Raw genomic sequence first — 18902 nt, forward strand, 5'->3', positions numbered from 1 at the left:
AAAATGAAGACTTTACAGAAAACACAGACGATCGTTCGCTATCAGAATCACGGTAAAGTATATTTTGGAATGGTTGAGGAAGATGAAATTGCTCAATTATCCAGTAATTTTACTGAGATTGTAAACAATGAACTAAAATATGATGGCGTAACAGTTAAATATAGAGATGTGAAGATTTTGGAACCAGTAGTGCCTTCAAAAGTCGTTAATTTTGGCTGGACATATGCAGAACACGCAAAAGAGACTGGGGGAAAGGCAAATCTTAGAGAGCCATTTCTTTTTTTAAAACCTGCTTCTTCTATCATTCCAGATCAGGGGGAAATCATTCTTCCATCCAGTAATTTAACCAAACAGGTTGAAATGGAGGGGGAAGTAGCACTTGTTATTGGAAAACGCGGTAAAAATATAAAAGAGGAAGAGGCATTAGATTATATCTTTGGCTGTACTGTTTTTAATGATATTACAGCTAGAGACCTTACTAAATCGGATCCCCAGTTTACAAGAGGTAAAGGCTTCGATACTTTTGGACCATTGGGACCATGCATTGTAACAGGATTAGATCCAACAAACTTAAGAATTGTTACAACTTTAAATGGAAAAGTTGTACAAGAGGGCAATACGAATGAGATGTCGCTTTCCATTCCTTTTCTAATCAGTTGGATTTCTCAGGTTATGACACTTGAACCAGGTGATATTCTTGCTACCGGTTCACCTGCAGGAAGCTGTCCAATGCAATCTGGAGATACTGTAGTTGTTGAGGTAGAACAAATTGGTAAACTTTGCAATTATGTGAGGTAGATCATTTTGAAGGCTATTCCAATTGACCGCCGCTAATTTATCTTGTTGCTAAGTATTATTCTAAATGAAATTTCATTATGAAATCAGAGGTTCCATTTGTATCATTATTGCAGGTGTTATATACAAAATTTTCCGTAATTGAGTATATAACGCCTTTTTTGTTATGTTCCTTTTCATCGCTTCTATCTTCATTTTCCGTTTTTTTTCATTTTTCCTCAACACAAACATATCCGAAGTTAAAAAAATTGTATTAAAAACTTAGCATTTAAATGAGCCAGTTATGTTTATTAATTACATAGTGGAAGAGGTTAGAGGGAAAATATTTATATTACCGTATGTTTGGTATAATTCGAACTATAATTATATTCATAAGTGAGTTGGAGCAACGAATGGAACAAATGTATTATACTTGGAAAAACAGCAAAAGAGATATTGATGTTAAGCAGTATGTATACCATATTGGATCCTATCATTATAATTGGCATGATGCTATAGAGCTTTTAATTGTTCTTAAGGGAGAAATTGAAGTTAGTAATAATGGCAGGAACTATATATTAGAAGAAGATGATATGATCATTATAAATACGAATGCAGGGCATGCAACGCTCGCGAGAAAGTCAAATTCTATTGCAATGGTTATTCATCTCCATCCCATTTACTTTAGCTCCTATTATCAAGATTACCAATTACTTGAGTTTGAATGTGTATCTAGTGCTAAGACTAGAAATGATGAACCTTTTAAGAAAATAAGAAAACTCGTTGGAGAAATGATCCAATTTATTGGATGTATCTCACCGGCAGAAAGGCTGTATTTCGAAAGTCTCCTTCATCAGCTTACAGCAAATTTGGTAACCTATTTTCCTCCTAAAGAAATAACATCAACAGAAATGGCAAGTAATAAAAAGAAAAATGACGCTGTGAATAAAATAATACAATATATTGATAAGAATTATAAAAATAAAATCAGTCTTGAGGAGCTTTCCAAAGTATCTGGCTACAATAAGAGTTATATTTCCCAGATTGTTAAGCTTAATCTTGGAATCAACTTTTATGAATATCTGACTAGGATTAGACTAAGGGAAGCAACATATGCCCTGGCTGACTTGGAAGAAAAAATCTCTGATATTGCCCTATCATATGGATTTTCCGATGTGAAATCGTTTAATACAGCGTTTAGAGGGAGCTTTGGAAAAACGCCTTCAGAATACAGAAAACAACTTTCTATTAAAAAGAACGCAAAAAGTCTATTAACCGAAAAAAGATATCTAGAATCAGATGAATATTGGAAATTAATTGAGGATAAAAAAGAAATGAACACATCATCTGAATTTCTGCATCAGAGTAACAAGAAGCAGGAAGAAAAAGAGATATTTGATGAAGAAGATTATCAAATGATTAAAGATATACGAAAGACCCTTGATAGTTCATTAAAAAAGCTTACCAAACTAGAAGGGAAATTTCTCTGATATAAACATGAATTGCCTCATACTTATTAGGTTCTAAAAAACAGAGGTCTCGGAAGCAAACGGGTTCGGACACTGTTTTGGCTATTTTCCAGAGTCCTCATTGTTATATCTCACCAACCAGAAATGAATAGAAGAAACTAAAACGAGCTTGGGATTAACCCGAGCTCGTTTTCTAATGTGATTTCTATTACCAATGGAGCCCGGATACAAGAAACCAACCTCTTTATCTACTGTCTTCCTATATTATCTTATGACTGCTAAAGTTATCCTCGAGGAGCAGCCAATTTTACGGGGACGGATAGCCTATTACCCAGTAGCTGATCCCCCTAAGACCATAATCCTTTACCGTGTCAAATGTGGCCTGGGTCAACGCTTTTTTTTCTAACGAACAAGGGGCGAAGTTATTCCACCTAATGCTGTAAATCTTTTAGTTATGGATGTTATAGATGCTACCATTGAACCGAATACACCCGTTGGAACTACTGAAACTATCAATATAACACTTGACTGCAATGGTTTTTTTTTACTGTATCAGTATGGTTGAAATAAATTGCCCACCATTACCTTAATAATCCTCTCAAAGCAAAGTCCTTACCCGTATAAAAATCCACTAACTTACTTTGATACAATTGCTTTAAGAATTCTCGAATTGAAAGAAGAAAATATGTACATAAGGATGTATCAGAATGTCCGATAAACTACCTTTAGAGTCTAATTTAATTTTCTTATTGCTAAAGGAGTTCTTTAACAAGTCTGCTTATGTTGCCTTTGGAGACAATAGCGACGTAACACTGTCCAGTTAAACCAGCTAATAGAAAGTATAATGATCATCCATGGACGAGGATTTTAGCGGGAGTCCCAATGTAAAAAATCTAAACTCGATCTTTAAGAATCGGGCGCTTTTCTTGAGTAAAGAAAGTGTCCTTTTTCTTGTACTTCAAGGCTTCTCATGGTTCTCTAATTTGTTATTGTCCGCTTTTCTGAAATAAGGAAAGCGTCTTTCTTCGGCCAGATTGTGGAATAAGAAATAGCAGGATGTTTTATAAAAATGAAGAATCTTAACAGAGGTAATTTATTTATTGGGGTTTTTGAAATTCAAAATATTTAAGGAGGAGATGACTTTGAAACGAATGGACTTACTTTTAAGTGTACTAGATTCAACATTCGATGAAGAGAGTTGGTATGCTCCGTTTAAACATGCTATAGAAGGACTTACAGCAGAACAAGCTATCTGGAAGCCATCCGGAGAAGCAACTAAAACCATTTGGGAGAACGTTAATCATCTTATTTACTACAAAGAGAGGCTCGCTGCAAACTTGGAAGGCCGTGAATGGACAAATAATCTCGACGGTAATGAAACCTTTTATCTTACCGAACAATCTAATGATGATAAGGAATGGAAGAAAGTCGTTGAGCGTTCCGAAAACGCTCAACGTAATTTAAGAGAGGTATTGAGCAGAATTTCCGACCGGGATCTTGATCAACATTCACTTGAGAGGAAATTACTGGACATCATGCTTCATGATGCTTATCATACTGGACAAATTATTCAATTAAGAAAAATGCAAGGATCGTGGCCATCAAATCGCTGACTGATCTAAGAGAGATTTTGTTTTTGTAGGAGCTTCAAAGTTATTCTACCTAATTATAGGATGGGGGGAAGCCTAATGAATATACATAATATACTGGTCGCAGGAAACTATGAAAAGGAATTCCAGGAACAGCTGCCAGCTAAAACACCTCAGAGCTTTCGTTTTAAGCAGGTTGATGAAATTACACAAGAGGATTTGTCATGGGCAGATGCCTATGTTGGTTTCAAGCCGTGTCCAGGTTTCCGCTTTGGCGAAATTAAATGGGTGCATTCCTTTAATGCAGGTGTAAATAACTATTTGGAAATTGAGGGATGGAAGGAGCATGATATCCTTCTAACCCGAACGGTTTGCACGTTCGGACAAAGAATTAGCGAGTACTGTTTAAGCTATGTATTAAGAGATCTTCAATTTCATCACTACTTTGGAAAAAAGCAAAGGGAGAAGAAATGGGCTCCAAAAACGCCAAAAATGGTGAAGGATCAAACGATTGTTATATTTGGTACAGGGGAGATTGGTCAGGAGGTTGCCAAGGTATTTTCAAGCTTTGGAGCCGCCGTTTACGGCGTCTCGCAGAGCGGCAAGAAAAAGGAGTATTTTCAAAAGGTGGCGGAAACTAGTTCTGCAAGCACCTTGGCTGCAGAGGCAGATTGGATTATCAGCACATTGCCTTTGACAACTGAAACGAGTAAATTATTTAATCGTGCCTTTTTCAGCAATCTAAACGGCGCTGCTTTTATCAATGTCGGCAGAGGACAGACCGTGGACGAGCAAGCGCTCATTGAAGCGCTAAATTCCCGAAAGGTCCGTTACGCAGTGTTAGATGTTCTTGAAACAGAACCGCTGCCGGAGACGTCCGGGCTTTGGGAAAGAGACGATATCGTCATCACTCCTCATATATCAGCTGTGACAGAGCTGAATGAAGCGATAGCATGCTTTTTGGATACGTTGAAGAGAATCGAAAATAATGAAGTTTTGCCTAATAGGGTGGATTTTTCGAAGGGGTATTAATAATTAAGAACTATTAATATAGAAGCATCAATTTCATCACTGAGGTTTTACTTTAAAAAAGAAGAAGGGTAAGAATAAAGGATTGCGGCAGCAGTCCTTTATTCTTTTTTGACTTCCTCAGCTAAATACGAATTTCTCCCAAATACTCACTCAATCAGGATTTCGCACCCTTGGCTTTTTACTTGCTTAACTGAAAACTTGAATAATAATGGCTCGTCCAACTCATCCCGTTGATTCCACAAGACGGGGTTTTCTTTTTCAAGTAATTATTCTACTATCTGGAATGTGTAGACACGCACTCTAAATTGAACGTGTTTTCAGTGTTGGGGCAAGAATGATGAAAAGGATTGAAAACGGTTTCATACCCATTGAACTGAGGCAGCCGCGAATATATGATACGGATAGAAGGTTAAAGCACCAAAGTATCTCATCAAGATAAAGGGGGCCAATATCAATGAAAAAAGCTTTTGAAAAAGCTCAGCAATTTGGTAAATCGTTCATGCTGCCTATAGCGGTTTTGCCGGCAGCAGGTTTGTTATTAGGAATTGGCGGAGCGCTGTCTAACCCGAATACGGTTGCAGCTTATCCATTTTTAGATATAAGCTGGCTGCAGGCCATTTTTACAATCATGAGTGCGGCAGGTTCGATCGTATTTGCCAACTTGCCGATCATTTTTGCGGTAGGTGTGGCGATCGGTTTAGCCCGATCAGATAAAGCAACGGCTGGATTAGCAGCCATGATCGGTTATTTTGTTATGAATAGCACCATAAGTGCACTGCTTTCACTAACGGGAGACCTGGCGAAGGATAATCTGGCAGGAGCCGGTCAAGGGATGGCTGTCGGGATTCAGACTTTGGAAACGGGTGTATTTGGCGGTATTATCGTCGGGATAGCAGCAGCTGCCCTGCATAATAAATACAATAAAATTCAGCTGCCTCAAGTGTTAGGATTCTTTGGGGGATCTCGCTTCATTCCTATTGTCGTTTCATTTGCTTCGATTTTTGTAGGAGCGCTTCTATTTGTGATCTGGCCTTACTTCCAGGCTTTAATCAATGGGCTTGGGTCAGTGGTTACAGGAACAGGGGAAATCGGAACTTTATTCTATGGATTTATTTTGCGTATGCTCGGACCGCTTGGCTTGCACCACATCTTCTATCTTCCATTCTGGCAAACGGCTCTTGGCGGAACGCTGGAGATTGGCGGAAAACTGGTCAGCGGTACACAGAATATCTTTTTTGCCCAATTGGGTGATCCTTCGACTGAACAATATTACGAAGGGGTATCAAGATTCATGTCAGGCCGTTTTATTACCATGATGTTTGGTCTGCCAGGTGCTGCATTGGCCATTTATCATTGCTCTAAAAAGAAGAATAGAAAAGTGGTAGCAGGAATTTTGTTATCAGCAGCGTTAACATCATTCTTGACAGGAATCACTGAACCACTTGAATTCAGCTTCTTGTTCGTGGCACCTCTTCTCTATTTAGTACATGCCATTTTTGATGGTTTTGCTTTTATGATGGCAGATATTTTCAATATTACTGTCGGGCAAACCTTCTCAGGCGGATTTATTGATTTCATTTTATTTGGAATTCTTCAAGGTGCCGATAAAACAAATTGGCCATACGTGTTAATGGTAGGTATTCCATGGTTTTTCTTATACTACTTTACGTTCAAATTCTTAATCAGAAAAAAGAATTTCAAGGTTCTTGGACGTGAAGACGAGGAACAGGCTACGGAGCAAGTTTCAGCTACAGACCGTGCTAAAACCATAGTAGAAGGACTAGGCGGAACAAATAATATTGATATTGTGGATTGCTGTGCAACTCGTCTTCGGGTAACCGTTAAGGATGAATCCCTGGTAAAAGACGATGTCATTAAACAGACCGGATCAAAAGGAATTGTGAAAAAAGGAACGGGTGTACAAATTATTTATGGACCTCAAGTCACCATTGTTAAAAACGAAATAGAAGAGTATTTAGGTCAGTAATAAATAATAAGGACGTGTTTTACATGCATCAAGTGCTCGAACAGATCAAAAATGGGTTAATTGTTTCCTGTCAGGCTTTAGAAGGGGAACCGCTTCATAGCTCGTTCATTATGGGGCGTATGGCATTAGCTGCAAAGGAGGGAGGGGCTGTTGGCATTCGGGCCAACTCCGTCCCTGATATTAAGGAAATAAAAGAACAAGTCGACCTTCCTGTGATTGGCATCATTAAACAGGTATACAGGGACCATCCTGTCTTTATTACACCAACGATGAAAGAGATCGATGCCTTAGCTGAGACGGGTGCCGAAATTATTGCGACAGATGCAACGAATCGGATCAGGCCAGATGGCAAGGATTTAGAATCGTTTTATCAGGAAGTAAAATCAAAGTATCCTCATATTTTGCTGATGGCGGATGTCTCTTCCGTTGAAGAAGCCATTTTTGCCGATGAGCTGGGGTTTGATATCGTCGCACCGACATTATACGGATATACAGAAGAGACAAAAGGCTTGAAAATCGATGATCATGACTACGCCGTGATCAAACAAATCGTCAAAAAAGTAAAGCAGGCAAAGGTGATAGCTGAAGGAAATGTTTCAACACCGGAAATTGCCCGCTCTGTGCTGGATATTCATGTTCACTCGGTTGTGGTAGGCGGAGCGATTACAAGACCGCAGATCATTACGAAAAGATTTGTAGATGCTATGCAAAAATAAGGATTAGCTGAAAATAACCCAGGGCTCCTGACTGGGTTATTTTTAGCTTTTTGCTTTAGTGGGGCCAGTTTTGGGTATGTCATAGTTTTCAGCAAATTGACCAAAATAAGGTTATCATCCTTTATAATGAGCGTATGGATTATCTAAAAGAGGAGAAAACATATGGAATATCTAGGTGAGAACCTTCTGCATGGCATAGCCTGCACGATGGAAAAATTCACAAGCTCGGAGTCGGAATTAGCAAAATATATTATCGAAAATCCTGATGAAATCAGCCAATTATCGATCAATCAAATCGCGAAAAAAATTCATATTTCCCCGGCTACGATTACCCGATTCTGTCAGAAAATTTCTTTTTCCGGGTTTAATGAATTCAAACACGAATTAAAAAGATATATCGATTTAAGGAACAAACCGAATGTGGCCAGTGACATCAAGGAGATTGATTATTTTTCTAATCTCTATCAAAACCATTTAGAGATTATCGAAACGACTTTTCGGAAAATGACTTATTTAGATATTCAGCAAGCCGTTTCTCTTTTAAAGGAAGCTCAGAAAGTACATGTATATGGCATCGGCAACTCAGGGATTGCAGCCCAGGAGTTCAAATGGAAATTTTTTCGGATTGGAATCCAGGTTGAGTCGATTACAGATCCTCATCAAGCTGTGATGGATGCTGCCTTAAGCTCGGAAAAAAGTCTTGTCATTGGCATTTCCGTTTCAGGGAAAACAAAAGAAGTCATCGATGCGATTAAAATTGCCAAGAAGCAAGGTGCGACAGTTCTGGCCATTACAAGTGACAAAACATCTGAACTCTCCCAGTTAGCAGATTTATCCCTTCTGGTTATGAGTAAAAACAGTATGCATATGGGTCAGAACATTTCTCCAACCCTTCCGCTGTTTCTGCTCTTTGACTTACTATATACAGAACTTGTTGCAAAAGACTATGTTAACCGTATCCAGATTCGGGATAAGACTTTGAGGGCTTTGAAGGATAATTGATGGAGGTCATGCGACTTTAATATTAAATTAGGGAGCCATAGTTATTTTTTATACAAAAAGACGAACCCGCATGGGATTCGTCCTCTATCTATCATCTCATAGCCTGGTTTCCTATACCGTTACGCCAACCTTATTATATCTGGATACCCCAATTTCAGTCGCACCCGGTTTTCCATTCTCAACCACCCACGATGACATCGTAAAGGCTTGTGCATTCGGATCGCCAGGGGAAGAAACCGTACGGAAGTCCGTTTTCCATGAATCATGCGTCAAATCGCAGCGTACATATCCGCGCAGGTCCCCATTAAAGAGCTTAACGTGCGGGTTAGCGGAAAGTGCTGCTTCCACATTGTCTTTCCAACCGCAACCTGAACTGATTGAAGTGCCGACAAGCTCTGTTGCAAGTGTCTCTGAGGAAGGATTCGTAAAGTCCGCCTTCAAGTCGTTGACCCAGCTTGAATGCCAGTCTCCGGCAAGGACAATCGGATTGGAAGGGCGATGCTGTTGGATAAACTTTAAAATCCGATCGCGTTCGGCCGCATAGCCGTCCCATTGGTCATGATTGACACTGATACCCGAACCGGGATCATAATCATATTGAGCCATAATGGTTTGCTGGGCAATGACATTCCAGCGGGCTTTGGACTGCTCCAGATTTTTTAATAGCCAATGCTCCTGTTTTGAGCCCATCATCGTTCTTGAAGGGCTCTGTGCTTCAGGATCCAGCGGTGCGCTTGGAAAACCGTCCCTTAACTGGTCATCCCGGTATTGGCGGGTATCCAAAACATTAAATTCTGCCAAGTTTCCATATGTGAATTGACGGTAAAGAATCATATCAGAGCCATGCGGTTTGGATCGAAGCCGGAGCGGCAGGTGCTCATAATAGGCTTGAAAAGCTGCAGTGCGAAGGGCAAGAAAGTTCTGATTCGATTCTTCTCCATCCGGCTGTGAAATATCATTTGCCCAGTTATTTTCAATTTCGTGATCATCGAAGGTCACGATAAACGGAAACGCAGCGTGAGTCTGCTGCAGGTCAGGAGAAGACTTATAAAGGGCATGCTGGTTGCGGAAATCTGCAAGGGTTGCCGTGTCCCTTTTTTCATATATATAGTCCCCAAGGTGCAGAACAAAATCGAGATCCTGCTGTGCCATGTCACGGTAAGCAGCATAGCGTCCTCCTACCCAGGCCTGACAGGAGGCGAAGGCAAAAGAAAGGCTGTTCACATGTGCTCCCCAAGCTGGAGCCGTTTTTGTCCTTCCGGCAGGACTGATTTCATTTCCCGCTTTGAATCGATAATAATACTCCATTCCCGGCCTTAGGCCATGTACTTCTGCATGGACGGAATGTGCAAGTTCCTGCATGGCAACTTCTGTTCCGTGCTTTACTACTCTTTTAAACTGTTCATCCTCCGCTACTTCCCACTCTACACGGATGTTTTTATCGGGCATTCCGCCTAATCCATCTGCCGCAGCAGGTTCAGGTGCCAGCCTTGTCCATAAGACGACTCCATCCGGCAGGGGATCACCTGATGCTACACCGAGAGTAAATGGGTAGGCGTTAAAGGTAAAAGATGCTTCCACGCCCTTTGCAGACAAAGAATGAGGGATCGTCACGCTAAGTGCGGCAGCAAGAGCTGCTTTGCTGGAGGTGCCTAAAAAAGAACGCCGGGTAATTGTTTTCGAATTGAAATCCTTTAACCATTTTTCATAACTCATTTTTTCCACTCCTTATGTATTTATAAAATGATGTCAGATCGTTCTGACATTTAATAGATAACATAGATTCAGAGAGAAAATGGTGGAATTTACCGAAAGTATAAATAATCTATAACTAGCTAACATTGGCGTAAAATACTGTAAAAAAATTAACAAGCATGGGCTTCAGGAAGGAGAGGGAAGGGGGCAAGGAATCTTCTTTTAAAAAGGTGACGATCCCAATATTCAATATAAAAAAGCCAGCGAATTAGACCGCTGACTCTCTCAATTAAAACTATTTTTTTCAATCAAACGTTTGATTAAAGTCATTTACCTTTAAGGAAGCAAAAGAATAGCATCTGCAATCGGCCGTTTACCTGTCTGGTCAGATGGTCTTGTGACCAGTGTATTGCCGACTGTCATGGCCGTAGAGCCGCCGCCGTCAAGGTTGAGGGCATCGACTGCACCCAGCGATTTCATGATGCTGGCGCTCTCTTCAAAGTTGGCACCGACACTTAGTCCTGGTGCCCGTCCATCTACTGTTACGAAAAGGAGGGTTCCATCCGCTTTCACTCCGGCAAGGGTCCTTGGGTTTCGTCGTTCCCCAAACCGATAATAGAACTCAGGGTTTTCTTCCCAGTGAAAGCCTTCTGCAGCCGCATTGATGGAGATTTTTCCGTTTTCAAGCAATCGCGGGCCGCCGTTGATAATTCCTGAAGTTTGTTTTAATGACAATGACTGTCCATCCGCTGTTACTTCATTTTTGACCTGAACAGTCATACCGACTTGAGCATGAGCTTCAAGCCACTGGGCTGCCTCTCCAGTTCCGGCCAGAACTGAACCTGCCCTTGGGATTTCTCCGCCCAGCTGTGTGCGAAGCTCAATCACTTCTCCTGACTCATTCAGCATTGCTTCAACGCCATCTCCGGCTTCCGTTTCATTGCCAAACACCGGTGAAAAATGGATGAGCTCACTCTCGTCTGTACATGTATAATCATGCTTCGGGTTCTCGGTCGGGGTATCTTCTCCAGTCCCTCCGCAGCCCCGGATCAAGCCTGGTTTCCGGTTTAAACCATCTACTTCCCGTACGGCCCCGTCAGATGATACAGCAGTCTGGGAAGAAGAGACGGAGGCAATATCAGCGTCTGTGTTTGCAGAAGGCAGGATAAGACTTGAACGTCCATTTACCGCCTCACTAACAAGCTTTCCGTCCATAACGGAAATACCGGCAAGATCGCCAGGTGTTCCATCCTTGTTTCCTACCACAAAATAGCCTCCATTGATTCCAGCTAGTGCGTTATTGCGGTTAGCCATCTCCGTGAGGGTTTCTTTGTCCTGGACCTTATCTTTCCCGAGCTCCGGTAAAATGGTTCCGTTAAATGTATCCTGATCGACTTTAAGAACATTTACGACCCACGGGCCGGAAGTCCGCTGTCCGTCTTCGCCGGTATAAACGGTACGCAGGCCTGTATAGCCCTTCTCGGCCAATTTTTGCTGAAGCTCTTTGGCAGCCTCTTCGTTTTTATACTCTCCAACCCGAACCAAGTAGCCAAGAGGGCCTATTTCCTTGTCATCCATGGCCCGATCGGCAATCCGGTCGATACGCGGGTTAAACCCTTCTGATTTCAGCTTTTTTGCCAAAGCCTTGGCCTGTTCATGTGTTTCGGTAAAATCAACATCTACGGTGAAAAAATCCTTTTCAGATTCTTCACCCCTGATGATTTTTGTGTAAGTCACTCCAGGGGCAAGGCTTTCGGTGGTTCTTTGTTCCTTTAAATAGGGAAGGCCAAGCGGCAGCGTTTCTTTCTCCGCTTTCAGTTGCGGCTGACCTTCCGATTTTGCACTGGCCGGCAGCTCCTGAACAGGGCCTGCAAACAGAACAGAGGTTAAACTGATGGATGCAATTGCAGGGATGATGGCTTTTTTAAAGGATTTGTTCAATTTTTTCACTCCTTATATGTAATAGTGGATGCTTTATTGCACATTTATCCACAGTATAAAAAACAGATATTAATCAAGCGTTAATCTATCTTTGCAGAGGTGTTAAGGTTTATTGAGCTTTGTAAAATTAAATCTATTAGGTGGTAATGCCTGCATGCAGTGAAATTTGATAGGTGAAATTCTACGCATATCCCGCATCCGGTGCAGCGGGATGTAAGGCGGTTATAGCAATGAAGGGTTACAAATAAACCGAGATTTTACTGAAAGTCGTGATTAAAAGTCCAATTATGACATAAAAATATTTTTTATTTCCCGAAAAATAATAGTTTTTATCTAATTTTGTAAGCGCCAGTGAACCTGACCCCGGCTGCGTTAGAGACTTGAGCGCTTTTTTTGAAATAAGGAAACCGTCTTTCTTAGGCCAGATTGTGAAATAAGAATAAGCAGGATGTTTTATAAAAATGAAGAATCTTAATAGAACTTATTTATTACTTTAAACTGAAGAAGTTCATTTTTAATTTCTTAATCAAAATAAAGTAAGACACAAAAAAAGGAAAAATAGAAGTCAACCTTCTATTTTACCTTATAAATACAAATTTTATTCGGTTTAAGTTAAACGTACACCCGTTGTAACACAACCTGAATTAAATGGATTGTCACCAAAAGTAACTTGACCTTCAAGAGTCAATGGGATTCTAATGGTTAGATTCCTATTAGAAGGGTGTATATCCATACTTAGTTCACATTCGTTTTCATTATCCACGCAAGAAATAAAAGAATCTACAAGTATGCGAGAACTTAAATTGTAGATAAGGGTTAAACAAACTGGTTGAGTTAACCCTTTTAGAGTACAAGGCATTTTTCCACACCTCCTTTTCTCCTAACTAATATTAGGAAATGTAAGTAGGACAAGTTTGGTGCGGGCAATTGTAGACAGAAGGACAAAATAGATGATAACCCTATCAAGAAAATTTTTATAGACTGACTCTTACCTTAACAATTATTAAAGAGTTAGGGTTTTTTCTTGAACTAAATGCCAACGCTGTAGGTCCGCATGCCTGTGCTTGGGGTCCATAAGCGTGGCATGTAGGTTTTATCTATTTGTTCCTCCTTTTAATAAGATTCTATTTATCTTATGTGTTCAAGGATTGATTCTATGTAATTGAGATATATAAAAAACGCACTTGGAAATAGTAGATTTATTTAGGCTGCCATAGGGCAGTACACATCAACACCAAAATTATTGGGGAAAGCATAGAGAAGATGCAGGTCTAATCTTCCTTCCACTAACTTGCAGGGTGGTTGAAGTTAAGTACACAATATTTTAATCATTTGCCGCCAGTGCCCAAAAGCCTTCATTTATGTAATAAGGTAAGAAATGAATGGCTTATACTGTATTTGTCGAAAATTGATGAACAGTTATAATGGAAAATGTAAGCGTTTTCATCTATAATAAAAACAGGTGGATGGCATGTGTGGCCATCATGGTATTTAGCGAAGGCGGGGCTAATACTGTCATATTTTTCGGTGATGAAGATGACTAGAAAATGATAGAGTATTAGAAAATAAGAAACCTTGTCACATAATTGAGTGACAAGGTCTCTTTTTGTAGAAATAAGAATAAAGGAAATTAAGCGGATAGGCGTTACTTAATGAAGCAACACTGCTGAAGAGGAAAATGATCACTCTCTATCCTCGATTATAGGTAAAATGGAGCGATCGTGCATTTCTATTCTATTAATCATTAGCAGGTTTGTAAAAAAACGTAAGGAAAAAGGCCGAATTTTGTTAACACAATCTTTATTTAGGTATAAATATATCTACATACTAGTTCAACATTCCTTTTCTAGAATATATTTGAATACATATTTTAGATAGGAGATGGAGAAAATGAGCAAAAAATTATTAATAGGAACAGGAATGGCCTTTTCGCTGTTATTTAGCCCGTTCAGTCAGGCGTTTGCTGAAGAGCCAGTATCAGGGGAAAGAAAACAAGTTGATAATGTGGCACACCGTGGTGCAACGGCTTATGCACCTGAAAATACGATTGCCGGTTTTGATCTGGCAGTTGATATGAAAGCCGATTATATTGAAATTGATGTTCAAAGAAGCAAAGATGGTGAATTAGTAGTGATCCATGATACAACAGTGGATCGTACAACAGATGGAACGGGAAAAGTAGGGGATTTAACATTTGAACAGCTTAGGAGTCTTGATGCAGGCAGCTGGAAAGGGGAACAATTTGCAGGAGAACCCATTCCGACATTCGAAGAGATTCTTGCTCGTTATCATGGAAAAGTTGGAATTTTGATCGAATTAAAGGCTCCAGAGCTTTACCCTGGTATTGAGAAACAAGTGGCAGATTCATTAAAAGCACGAAATCTTGATAAACCGCAAAATGAAAAAATCATTATTCAATCTTTTAACTTTGAATCCATGAAAACAATGGACCAGCTTCTTCCTCAAGTTCCAATCGGTGTATTGACTTCTAACCGTGCACATACAACACCGGAAGCTCTACAGGAATTTTCAGCCTATGCAGATTGGTTTAACCCAAGCTATGGAATTGTGACAGAAGAATTAGTGGATCAAGTTCACACTCTTGGCATGAAAATTGGATCATGGACGGTACGCAGTCAAGAGGCAGCAGACTTTCTATTCGAAATGGATGTTGATGCGATTATTTCTGATTATCCGGATTATGTAGATCCTAGAAACTAATATTCTTGTAAAAGAGTTGAAGAAAAGGGGTAGTTGCTACTCCTTTTTTTTGTTTGGAATGATTGATGCGGGTTTTTTTGTTAAGAAATGTATTTAAGGAGACAAATCTCTTGAATCAAATAGGTGAGTATATGATAAAGGCCGCTTGGCTGGATGGTTGCTTTTTTAGTAAAGGACGCGGTTTTACATCAAAGGGGTACGCAACCATCCAGGGTTAATATCTTGCTATTTTGGTGAGATTTGTGAGCAATCGCGGGCAGGGTTATAGCCACGCCTTCTTTAAGAGTTTCACCCCAAGCTGGATTTCATCAAAGGAAAGATTGCTGAAGCCAAGTTTGATAATCGGCTGTTCCGTATGATTATGGATGAAATAAAGAGAAGTAGGATAGACTTTCACACCGCAGCTGGAAGCCTGTTGAAGAAGCCATTCTTCTGTGCGGTTTAAGTGAACTTTAACTAAAACGTACAACCCCGACTGCTCTCCAATAATCGTTAAACATGGGCCGAACTGCTCCTTTAATGCAAATACTAATTCTCCCATTTTTCTTCTATAGACCACTCGCATGCGTTTAATGTGACGATCCCATTCCCCATCCTTCATAAATTCAGCCATTGTGAGCTGATTAAGCAGAGAAGCGGTATTCTCAAAATGAAGGAACTGATTTTTGTAAAGGATTAAAAGCGGCTGGGGAAGCACCATATAGCTTAATCGGATTCCCGGGAGGAAGGACTTTGAAAAGTTTCCGAGATAAATGACTCTTGTTGCATCAATGGAAGCAAGAGCCGGAAATGGCTGCTGCGTATAGCGGAACTCACTGTCATAATCGTCTTCAATAATATATCCTTGCTTCTTGTTCGCCCACTGAATAAGCCTTTGCCGTTGCTGAATGGACATGCTTACCCCGTATGGACTGTGATGTGAAGGAGTTACGTAGATTAATCGTGAAGCCTTTTGTTCTAATTCTGAAAAATCAGCACCTGCTTCAGTAACTGGCAAGGTTTCAAGTGGATAACGGTGGAATTGAAAAGCTGCCCTTGCGCCATCATAGCCCGGGTCTTCGACTATAATGCCCGGAAAATCATTCTTCAGTATATATCCAAGATTAATCAGCATTTGCTGGGTGCTACTGCCTATAATAATAGAATTGTAATCTGTTTTTACCCCACGGGCTTGGAGCAGGTATGCCGCAATTTGTTCGCGGAGACACGCTTCGCCAAAAGGGTTCCCGTATCGAAAGCTTTCCTTAAATGTTAATACTTGATTGGAAGTTCTCCTCCAGGCCTGTAAAGGAAAATGTGTTTGATCTACTGCCCCTGCTTTAAAATCAATCCTGACAGCTGGTGGCGGCTCCGTTTGCTTTGGGCTAATGGAAAGGGACATGTCTTGAAATAAACCTGGTTCCAATTTGTTTACAAAAAATCCCTTTCTTCCTTCTCCGCGAATATAGCCCTCAGCAGCAAGCTGGTCATATGCCATTAAGGTGGTATTGCGGCTTACCTGAAGGGAGTCTGCCAGCTGGCGAATGGAGGGCAATTGTTCATCGGCCGGTATGTCACCCTGCTCAATATAGTTTTTAAACTGCTCATAGATTTGTTTGTATTTAGGGGAATCATCCTTAATGACAAAAATGGTACTTTTCATTGTCATCTCCTTTGACATGCTTAATTATTTAAAATTGTATCTTTTTATATGTCAGTTTGAATATTATTATAATTGTAACAAATATAAATTCTTTCTGGAAAGATTGATTTATTCAAATGGAAAGGAGATTTTTCATGTATATTCCTAAGCACTTTAAGATCAGTGAGGATGAAGCCTTCACTATAATAAAGGAGAATAGCTTTGCGACTCTTATTTCTCAGCACAATGGTCAGCCATTTGCCACTCATTTGCCGTTAATATTGAACAGGGAAAATACATATTTATATGGACATTTTGCCCGTCCGAATCCTCAGTGGAAGGATCTATTGAATCAAACTGTACTCGTTATTTTCCATGGTCCTCATTGTTATATCTCACCATCCTGGTATGAGACCAATAAAGCCGTCCCAACCTGGAATTACACAGCCGTTCATGTGTATGGTGAAGTTGAACTTATTGAAGATGAAAACGAGTTAATGGGTTCACTAGATGATATGGTATTGAAATATGAAGCGCCTGATAGCTCCTATAATTTGCAGGAAATTGACCCCGAGTTTCTCGCCGGCATGAATAAAGGAGTTCAAGGCTTTAAAATAAAGATTAATAGGATAGAAGGGAAGGCGAAATTAAGCCAAAACCATTCCCTGCAGCGGCAAGAGCTCATTGTTAATCAGCTGGAACAGATTTCAAATACTGATGAGCAGCAAATTTCCAATTTAATGAAAGAAAACTTAAAAAGCAAAATTTAATCTTACTGCTGCCAGCCAAGTCAAATAAATATTCGGCTATTTTGCTGATTGGCGGATTCTGCATGAATATCGATCCCATACTTCCTCACCCGCCTCATCAGTAGCGATTGCGTAACGCCCAGCTTCTGTGCAGCTTTCCGCGTTGATTTTTCTATATTTAAAGCGTCAAGAATCATATTTTTTTCAATGTTCTCCAGAAATTCCGGCATGCTGTTATATGGATCAGCCTGTTTCATATAGTCAGGCAAGTGTTGGTTTTCCATCATTTTTTGAGGCAAGTCTTTTTCATCAATAGTTTGGTCAGAAAGAATGACCAGCCTTTCCATCAGATTTTCCAGCTCGCGGATGTTTCCGGGCCAGTTGTAGGATTGGAAGATATCCAATACTCTGGAAGTCATTCGCTTATTGACGTTGTATTTCTGGTTGTAGGTGCCCAGAAAATAGAAAGCCAGGTCCTCGATGACTTCCTTCCTCTCTCTAAGCGGCGGCAGGTTGATGGAAAGTATATGCAGCCGGTAGTACAAGTCTGAGCGGAAGGAGCCTTCCTCAGTCATTTTATCCAGGTTCCGATTGGTGGCGGCGATGATTCGGACGTTTGCCTGTACATATTCCCTTGCTCCAATTGGCAGATAGGTTTTCGTCTGCAGAAAGTGCAATAGCTTTGCCTGGAGATGGGGAGGAAGCTCGCCGATCTCATCGAGAAATAAAGTTCCGCCTTCTGCAGCCTGGATTAATCCTGACTTGCCAGCTGTGTTCGCACCTGTGAAAGCTCCTTTTTTATAGCCGAAAAGCTCGGACTCCAGCAGCTGCTCCGGCATAGAAGCGCAGTTGACTTGCATAAACGGTGCACTATGGCGGTTGCTTAATAAATGGATTCTTTCTGCGGTGGCGCTTTTTCCTGTTCCTGTTTCACCGGTGATTAAAGCAGTCGTATCGACATTGGCAATTTTTCCGATTAGGTCTTCAGTCGAGGGGTGCAAAATGAGTTCTTTCTTTGTCTGATGATCGTTTGTATGGAGGGGAATCTTTAATTTTCTAAGTTCCCGGCTGTATTTCTCGAGCAATTCTTCTGTATCTCTCAGCTTGGAAGAGGTTTTGACGGCTTCAGTAATATCCCTGCAATGGGCGACGATTACAATCACTTCTCCATTTTCATCCTTCACCAGATGGCCGGTCGCGATATATTTCCGGCCGTCTCCTACTTCCTGGACGGTGCTGACATTGCTGTTGGCTTCAGATGCAAGTCTTGTAACAGAAGGGGAAAATACCCTTTCTTTCTCCAAATCTCTCACATTTCTACCGATTAGTTTCTCCCTCGGCACCTGGGTCATGACCTCGCTGATGTGATTGACCCATAGGGTGACTCCGTTTTTATCCGTAATATAGATAGCATCATTAATAGAATTCAGAATATCTATAAAAAAATTTGGGCGCTGATCGGCCAGTTTTAGAAGCTGCTCCATAAAATCCTCCTTTCTGAATTGATTTCGATTCATTTTTATCTGAAGTGTGTGATAAAGGCGAATCGAAGTCAACTCAGTGAGTCGCTTTTAAAAACAATTATAGTAAATATTCTAAAAATTCA

13 protein-coding genes are annotated in these 18902 nt (G+C 40.5%); 9 read left to right on the forward strand and 4 right to left on the reverse strand.

The features are described from left to right. Positions 1-3 precede the first annotated feature (3 nt). The 7 genes from AC3ZVC_RS06225 (at position 4) to AC3ZVC_RS06255 (ending at position 8569) form a co-directional block, all read left to right on the forward strand. Positions 4-798: a fumarylacetoacetate hydrolase family protein gene (locus AC3ZVC_RS06225; protein ID WP_490067157.1), complete on the forward strand. Its 795-nt coding sequence runs from the start codon at positions 4-6 to the stop codon at positions 796-798. 389 nt (positions 799-1187) lie between these two features. After that, on the forward strand, positions 1188-2264 hold the full coding sequence (locus AC3ZVC_RS06230) for an AraC family transcriptional regulator (RefSeq protein ID WP_490067158.1): 1077 nt from the start codon (positions 1188-1190) through the stop codon (positions 2262-2264). 1121 nt (positions 2265-3385) lie between these two features. Further along, on the forward strand, positions 3386-3856 hold the full coding sequence (locus AC3ZVC_RS06235) for a DinB family protein (RefSeq protein ID WP_490067160.1): 471 nt from the start codon (positions 3386-3388) through the stop codon (positions 3854-3856). 75 nt (positions 3857-3931) lie between these two features. Beyond that, on the forward strand, positions 3932-4864 hold the full coding sequence (locus tag AC3ZVC_RS06240) for a D-2-hydroxyacid dehydrogenase (protein ID WP_490067164.1): 933 nt from the start codon (positions 3932-3934) through the stop codon (positions 4862-4864). 454 nt (positions 4865-5318) lie between these two features. Continuing rightward, positions 5319-6851: a PTS transporter subunit EIIC gene (locus tag AC3ZVC_RS06245; protein ID WP_490067167.1), complete on the forward strand. Its 1533-nt coding sequence runs from the start codon at positions 5319-5321 to the stop codon at positions 6849-6851. A 23-nt stretch (positions 6852-6874) separates the two neighbouring features. Beyond that, on the forward strand, positions 6875-7567 hold the full coding sequence (locus AC3ZVC_RS06250) for an N-acetylmannosamine-6-phosphate 2-epimerase (RefSeq protein ID WP_490067168.1): 693 nt from the start codon (positions 6875-6877) through the stop codon (positions 7565-7567). A 162-nt stretch (positions 7568-7729) separates the two neighbouring features. Beyond that, positions 7730-8569 carry a MurR/RpiR family transcriptional regulator gene (locus AC3ZVC_RS06255; RefSeq protein ID WP_490067174.1) on the forward strand — a complete coding sequence of 280 codons (840 nt, stop codon included), beginning with the start codon at positions 7730-7732 and terminating at the stop codon, positions 8567-8569. A gap of 111 nt (positions 8570-8680) precedes the next feature. On the opposite strand, the gene AC3ZVC_RS06260 is transcribed toward AC3ZVC_RS06255, so the two are convergent. Then, positions 8681-10285, reverse strand: coding sequence for an alkaline phosphatase D family protein (locus tag AC3ZVC_RS06260; protein ID WP_490067176.1), 1605 nt, complete (start codon positions 10283-10285; stop codon positions 8681-8683). Between the two features lie 315 nt (positions 10286-10600). Continuing rightward, complete coding sequence (locus tag AC3ZVC_RS06265; protein ID WP_490067178.1) at positions 10601-12205, reverse strand: phosphodiester glycosidase family protein; 1605 nt, start codon at positions 12203-12205, stop codon at positions 10601-10603. Between the two features lie 1890 nt (positions 12206-14095). Here AC3ZVC_RS06265 and AC3ZVC_RS06270 point away from each other — a divergent pair. After that, a complete protein-coding gene (locus AC3ZVC_RS06270) occupies positions 14096-14926 on the forward strand; it encodes a glycerophosphodiester phosphodiesterase (protein ID WP_490067181.1) in 831 nt (276 codons plus the stop codon). A gap of 262 nt (positions 14927-15188) precedes the next feature. Here AC3ZVC_RS06270 and pdxR read toward each other — a convergent pair whose 3' ends face one another. Continuing rightward, positions 15189-16568, reverse strand: coding sequence for a MocR-like pyridoxine biosynthesis transcription factor PdxR (pdxR, locus tag AC3ZVC_RS06275; RefSeq protein WP_490067183.1), 1380 nt, complete (start codon positions 16566-16568; stop codon positions 15189-15191). Between the two features lie 134 nt (positions 16569-16702). Here pdxR and AC3ZVC_RS06280 point away from each other — a divergent pair, with 134 nt between their 5' ends. After that, the gene (locus AC3ZVC_RS06280) at positions 16703-17317 is read left to right on the forward strand and encodes an FMN-binding negative transcriptional regulator (protein ID WP_490067185.1); all 615 of its coding nucleotides are present in this window, start codon (positions 16703-16705) and stop codon (positions 17315-17317) included. A 20-nt stretch (positions 17318-17337) separates the two neighbouring features. Here the strand turns inward: AC3ZVC_RS06280 and AC3ZVC_RS06285 are convergent, their stop codons facing one another. Next, positions 17338-18780, reverse strand: coding sequence for a sigma-54 interaction domain-containing protein (locus tag AC3ZVC_RS06285; protein WP_490067186.1), 1443 nt, complete (start codon positions 18778-18780; stop codon positions 17338-17340). Positions 18781-18902: the final 122 nt, after the last annotated feature.

It is taken from the genome of Cytobacillus sp. C11.1 (assembly GCF_058145115.1).

What these genes read in the sequence shown, in the direction of transcription:
- AC3ZVC_RS06225 (WP_490067157.1), top strand. Translation starts at nt 4, where the DNA reads ATGAAGACTTTACAGAAAACACAGACGATCGTTCGCTATCAGAATCAC.
- AC3ZVC_RS06230 (WP_490067158.1), top strand. Translation starts at nt 1,188, where the DNA reads ATGGAACAAATGTATTATACTTGGAAAAACAGCAAAAGAGATATTGAT.
- AC3ZVC_RS06240 (WP_490067164.1), top strand. Translation starts at nt 3,932, where the DNA reads ATGAATATACATAATATACTGGTCGCAGGAAACTATGAAAAGGAATTC.
- AC3ZVC_RS06245 (WP_490067167.1), top strand. Translation starts at nt 5,319, where the DNA reads ATGAAAAAAGCTTTTGAAAAAGCTCAGCAATTTGGTAAATCGTTCATG.
- AC3ZVC_RS06250 (WP_490067168.1), top strand. Translation starts at nt 6,875, where the DNA reads ATGCATCAAGTGCTCGAACAGATCAAAAATGGGTTAATTGTTTCCTGT.
- AC3ZVC_RS06255 (WP_490067174.1), top strand. Translation starts at nt 7,730, where the DNA reads ATGGAATATCTAGGTGAGAACCTTCTGCATGGCATAGCCTGCACGATG.
- AC3ZVC_RS06260 (WP_490067176.1), bottom strand. Translation starts at nt 10,285, where the DNA reads ATGAGTTATGAAAAATGGTTAAAGGATTTCAATTCGAAAACAATTACC.
- AC3ZVC_RS06270 (WP_490067181.1), top strand. Translation starts at nt 14,096, where the DNA reads ATGAGCAAAAAATTATTAATAGGAACAGGAATGGCCTTTTCGCTGTTA.
- pdxR (WP_490067183.1), bottom strand. Translation starts at nt 16,568, where the DNA reads ATGAAAAGTACCATTTTTGTCATTAAGGATGATTCCCCTAAATACAAA.
- AC3ZVC_RS06280 (WP_490067185.1), top strand. Translation starts at nt 16,703, where the DNA reads ATGTATATTCCTAAGCACTTTAAGATCAGTGAGGATGAAGCCTTCACT.
- AC3ZVC_RS06285 (WP_490067186.1), bottom strand. Translation starts at nt 18,780, where the DNA reads ATGGAGCAGCTTCTAAAACTGGCCGATCAGCGCCCAAATTTTTTTATA.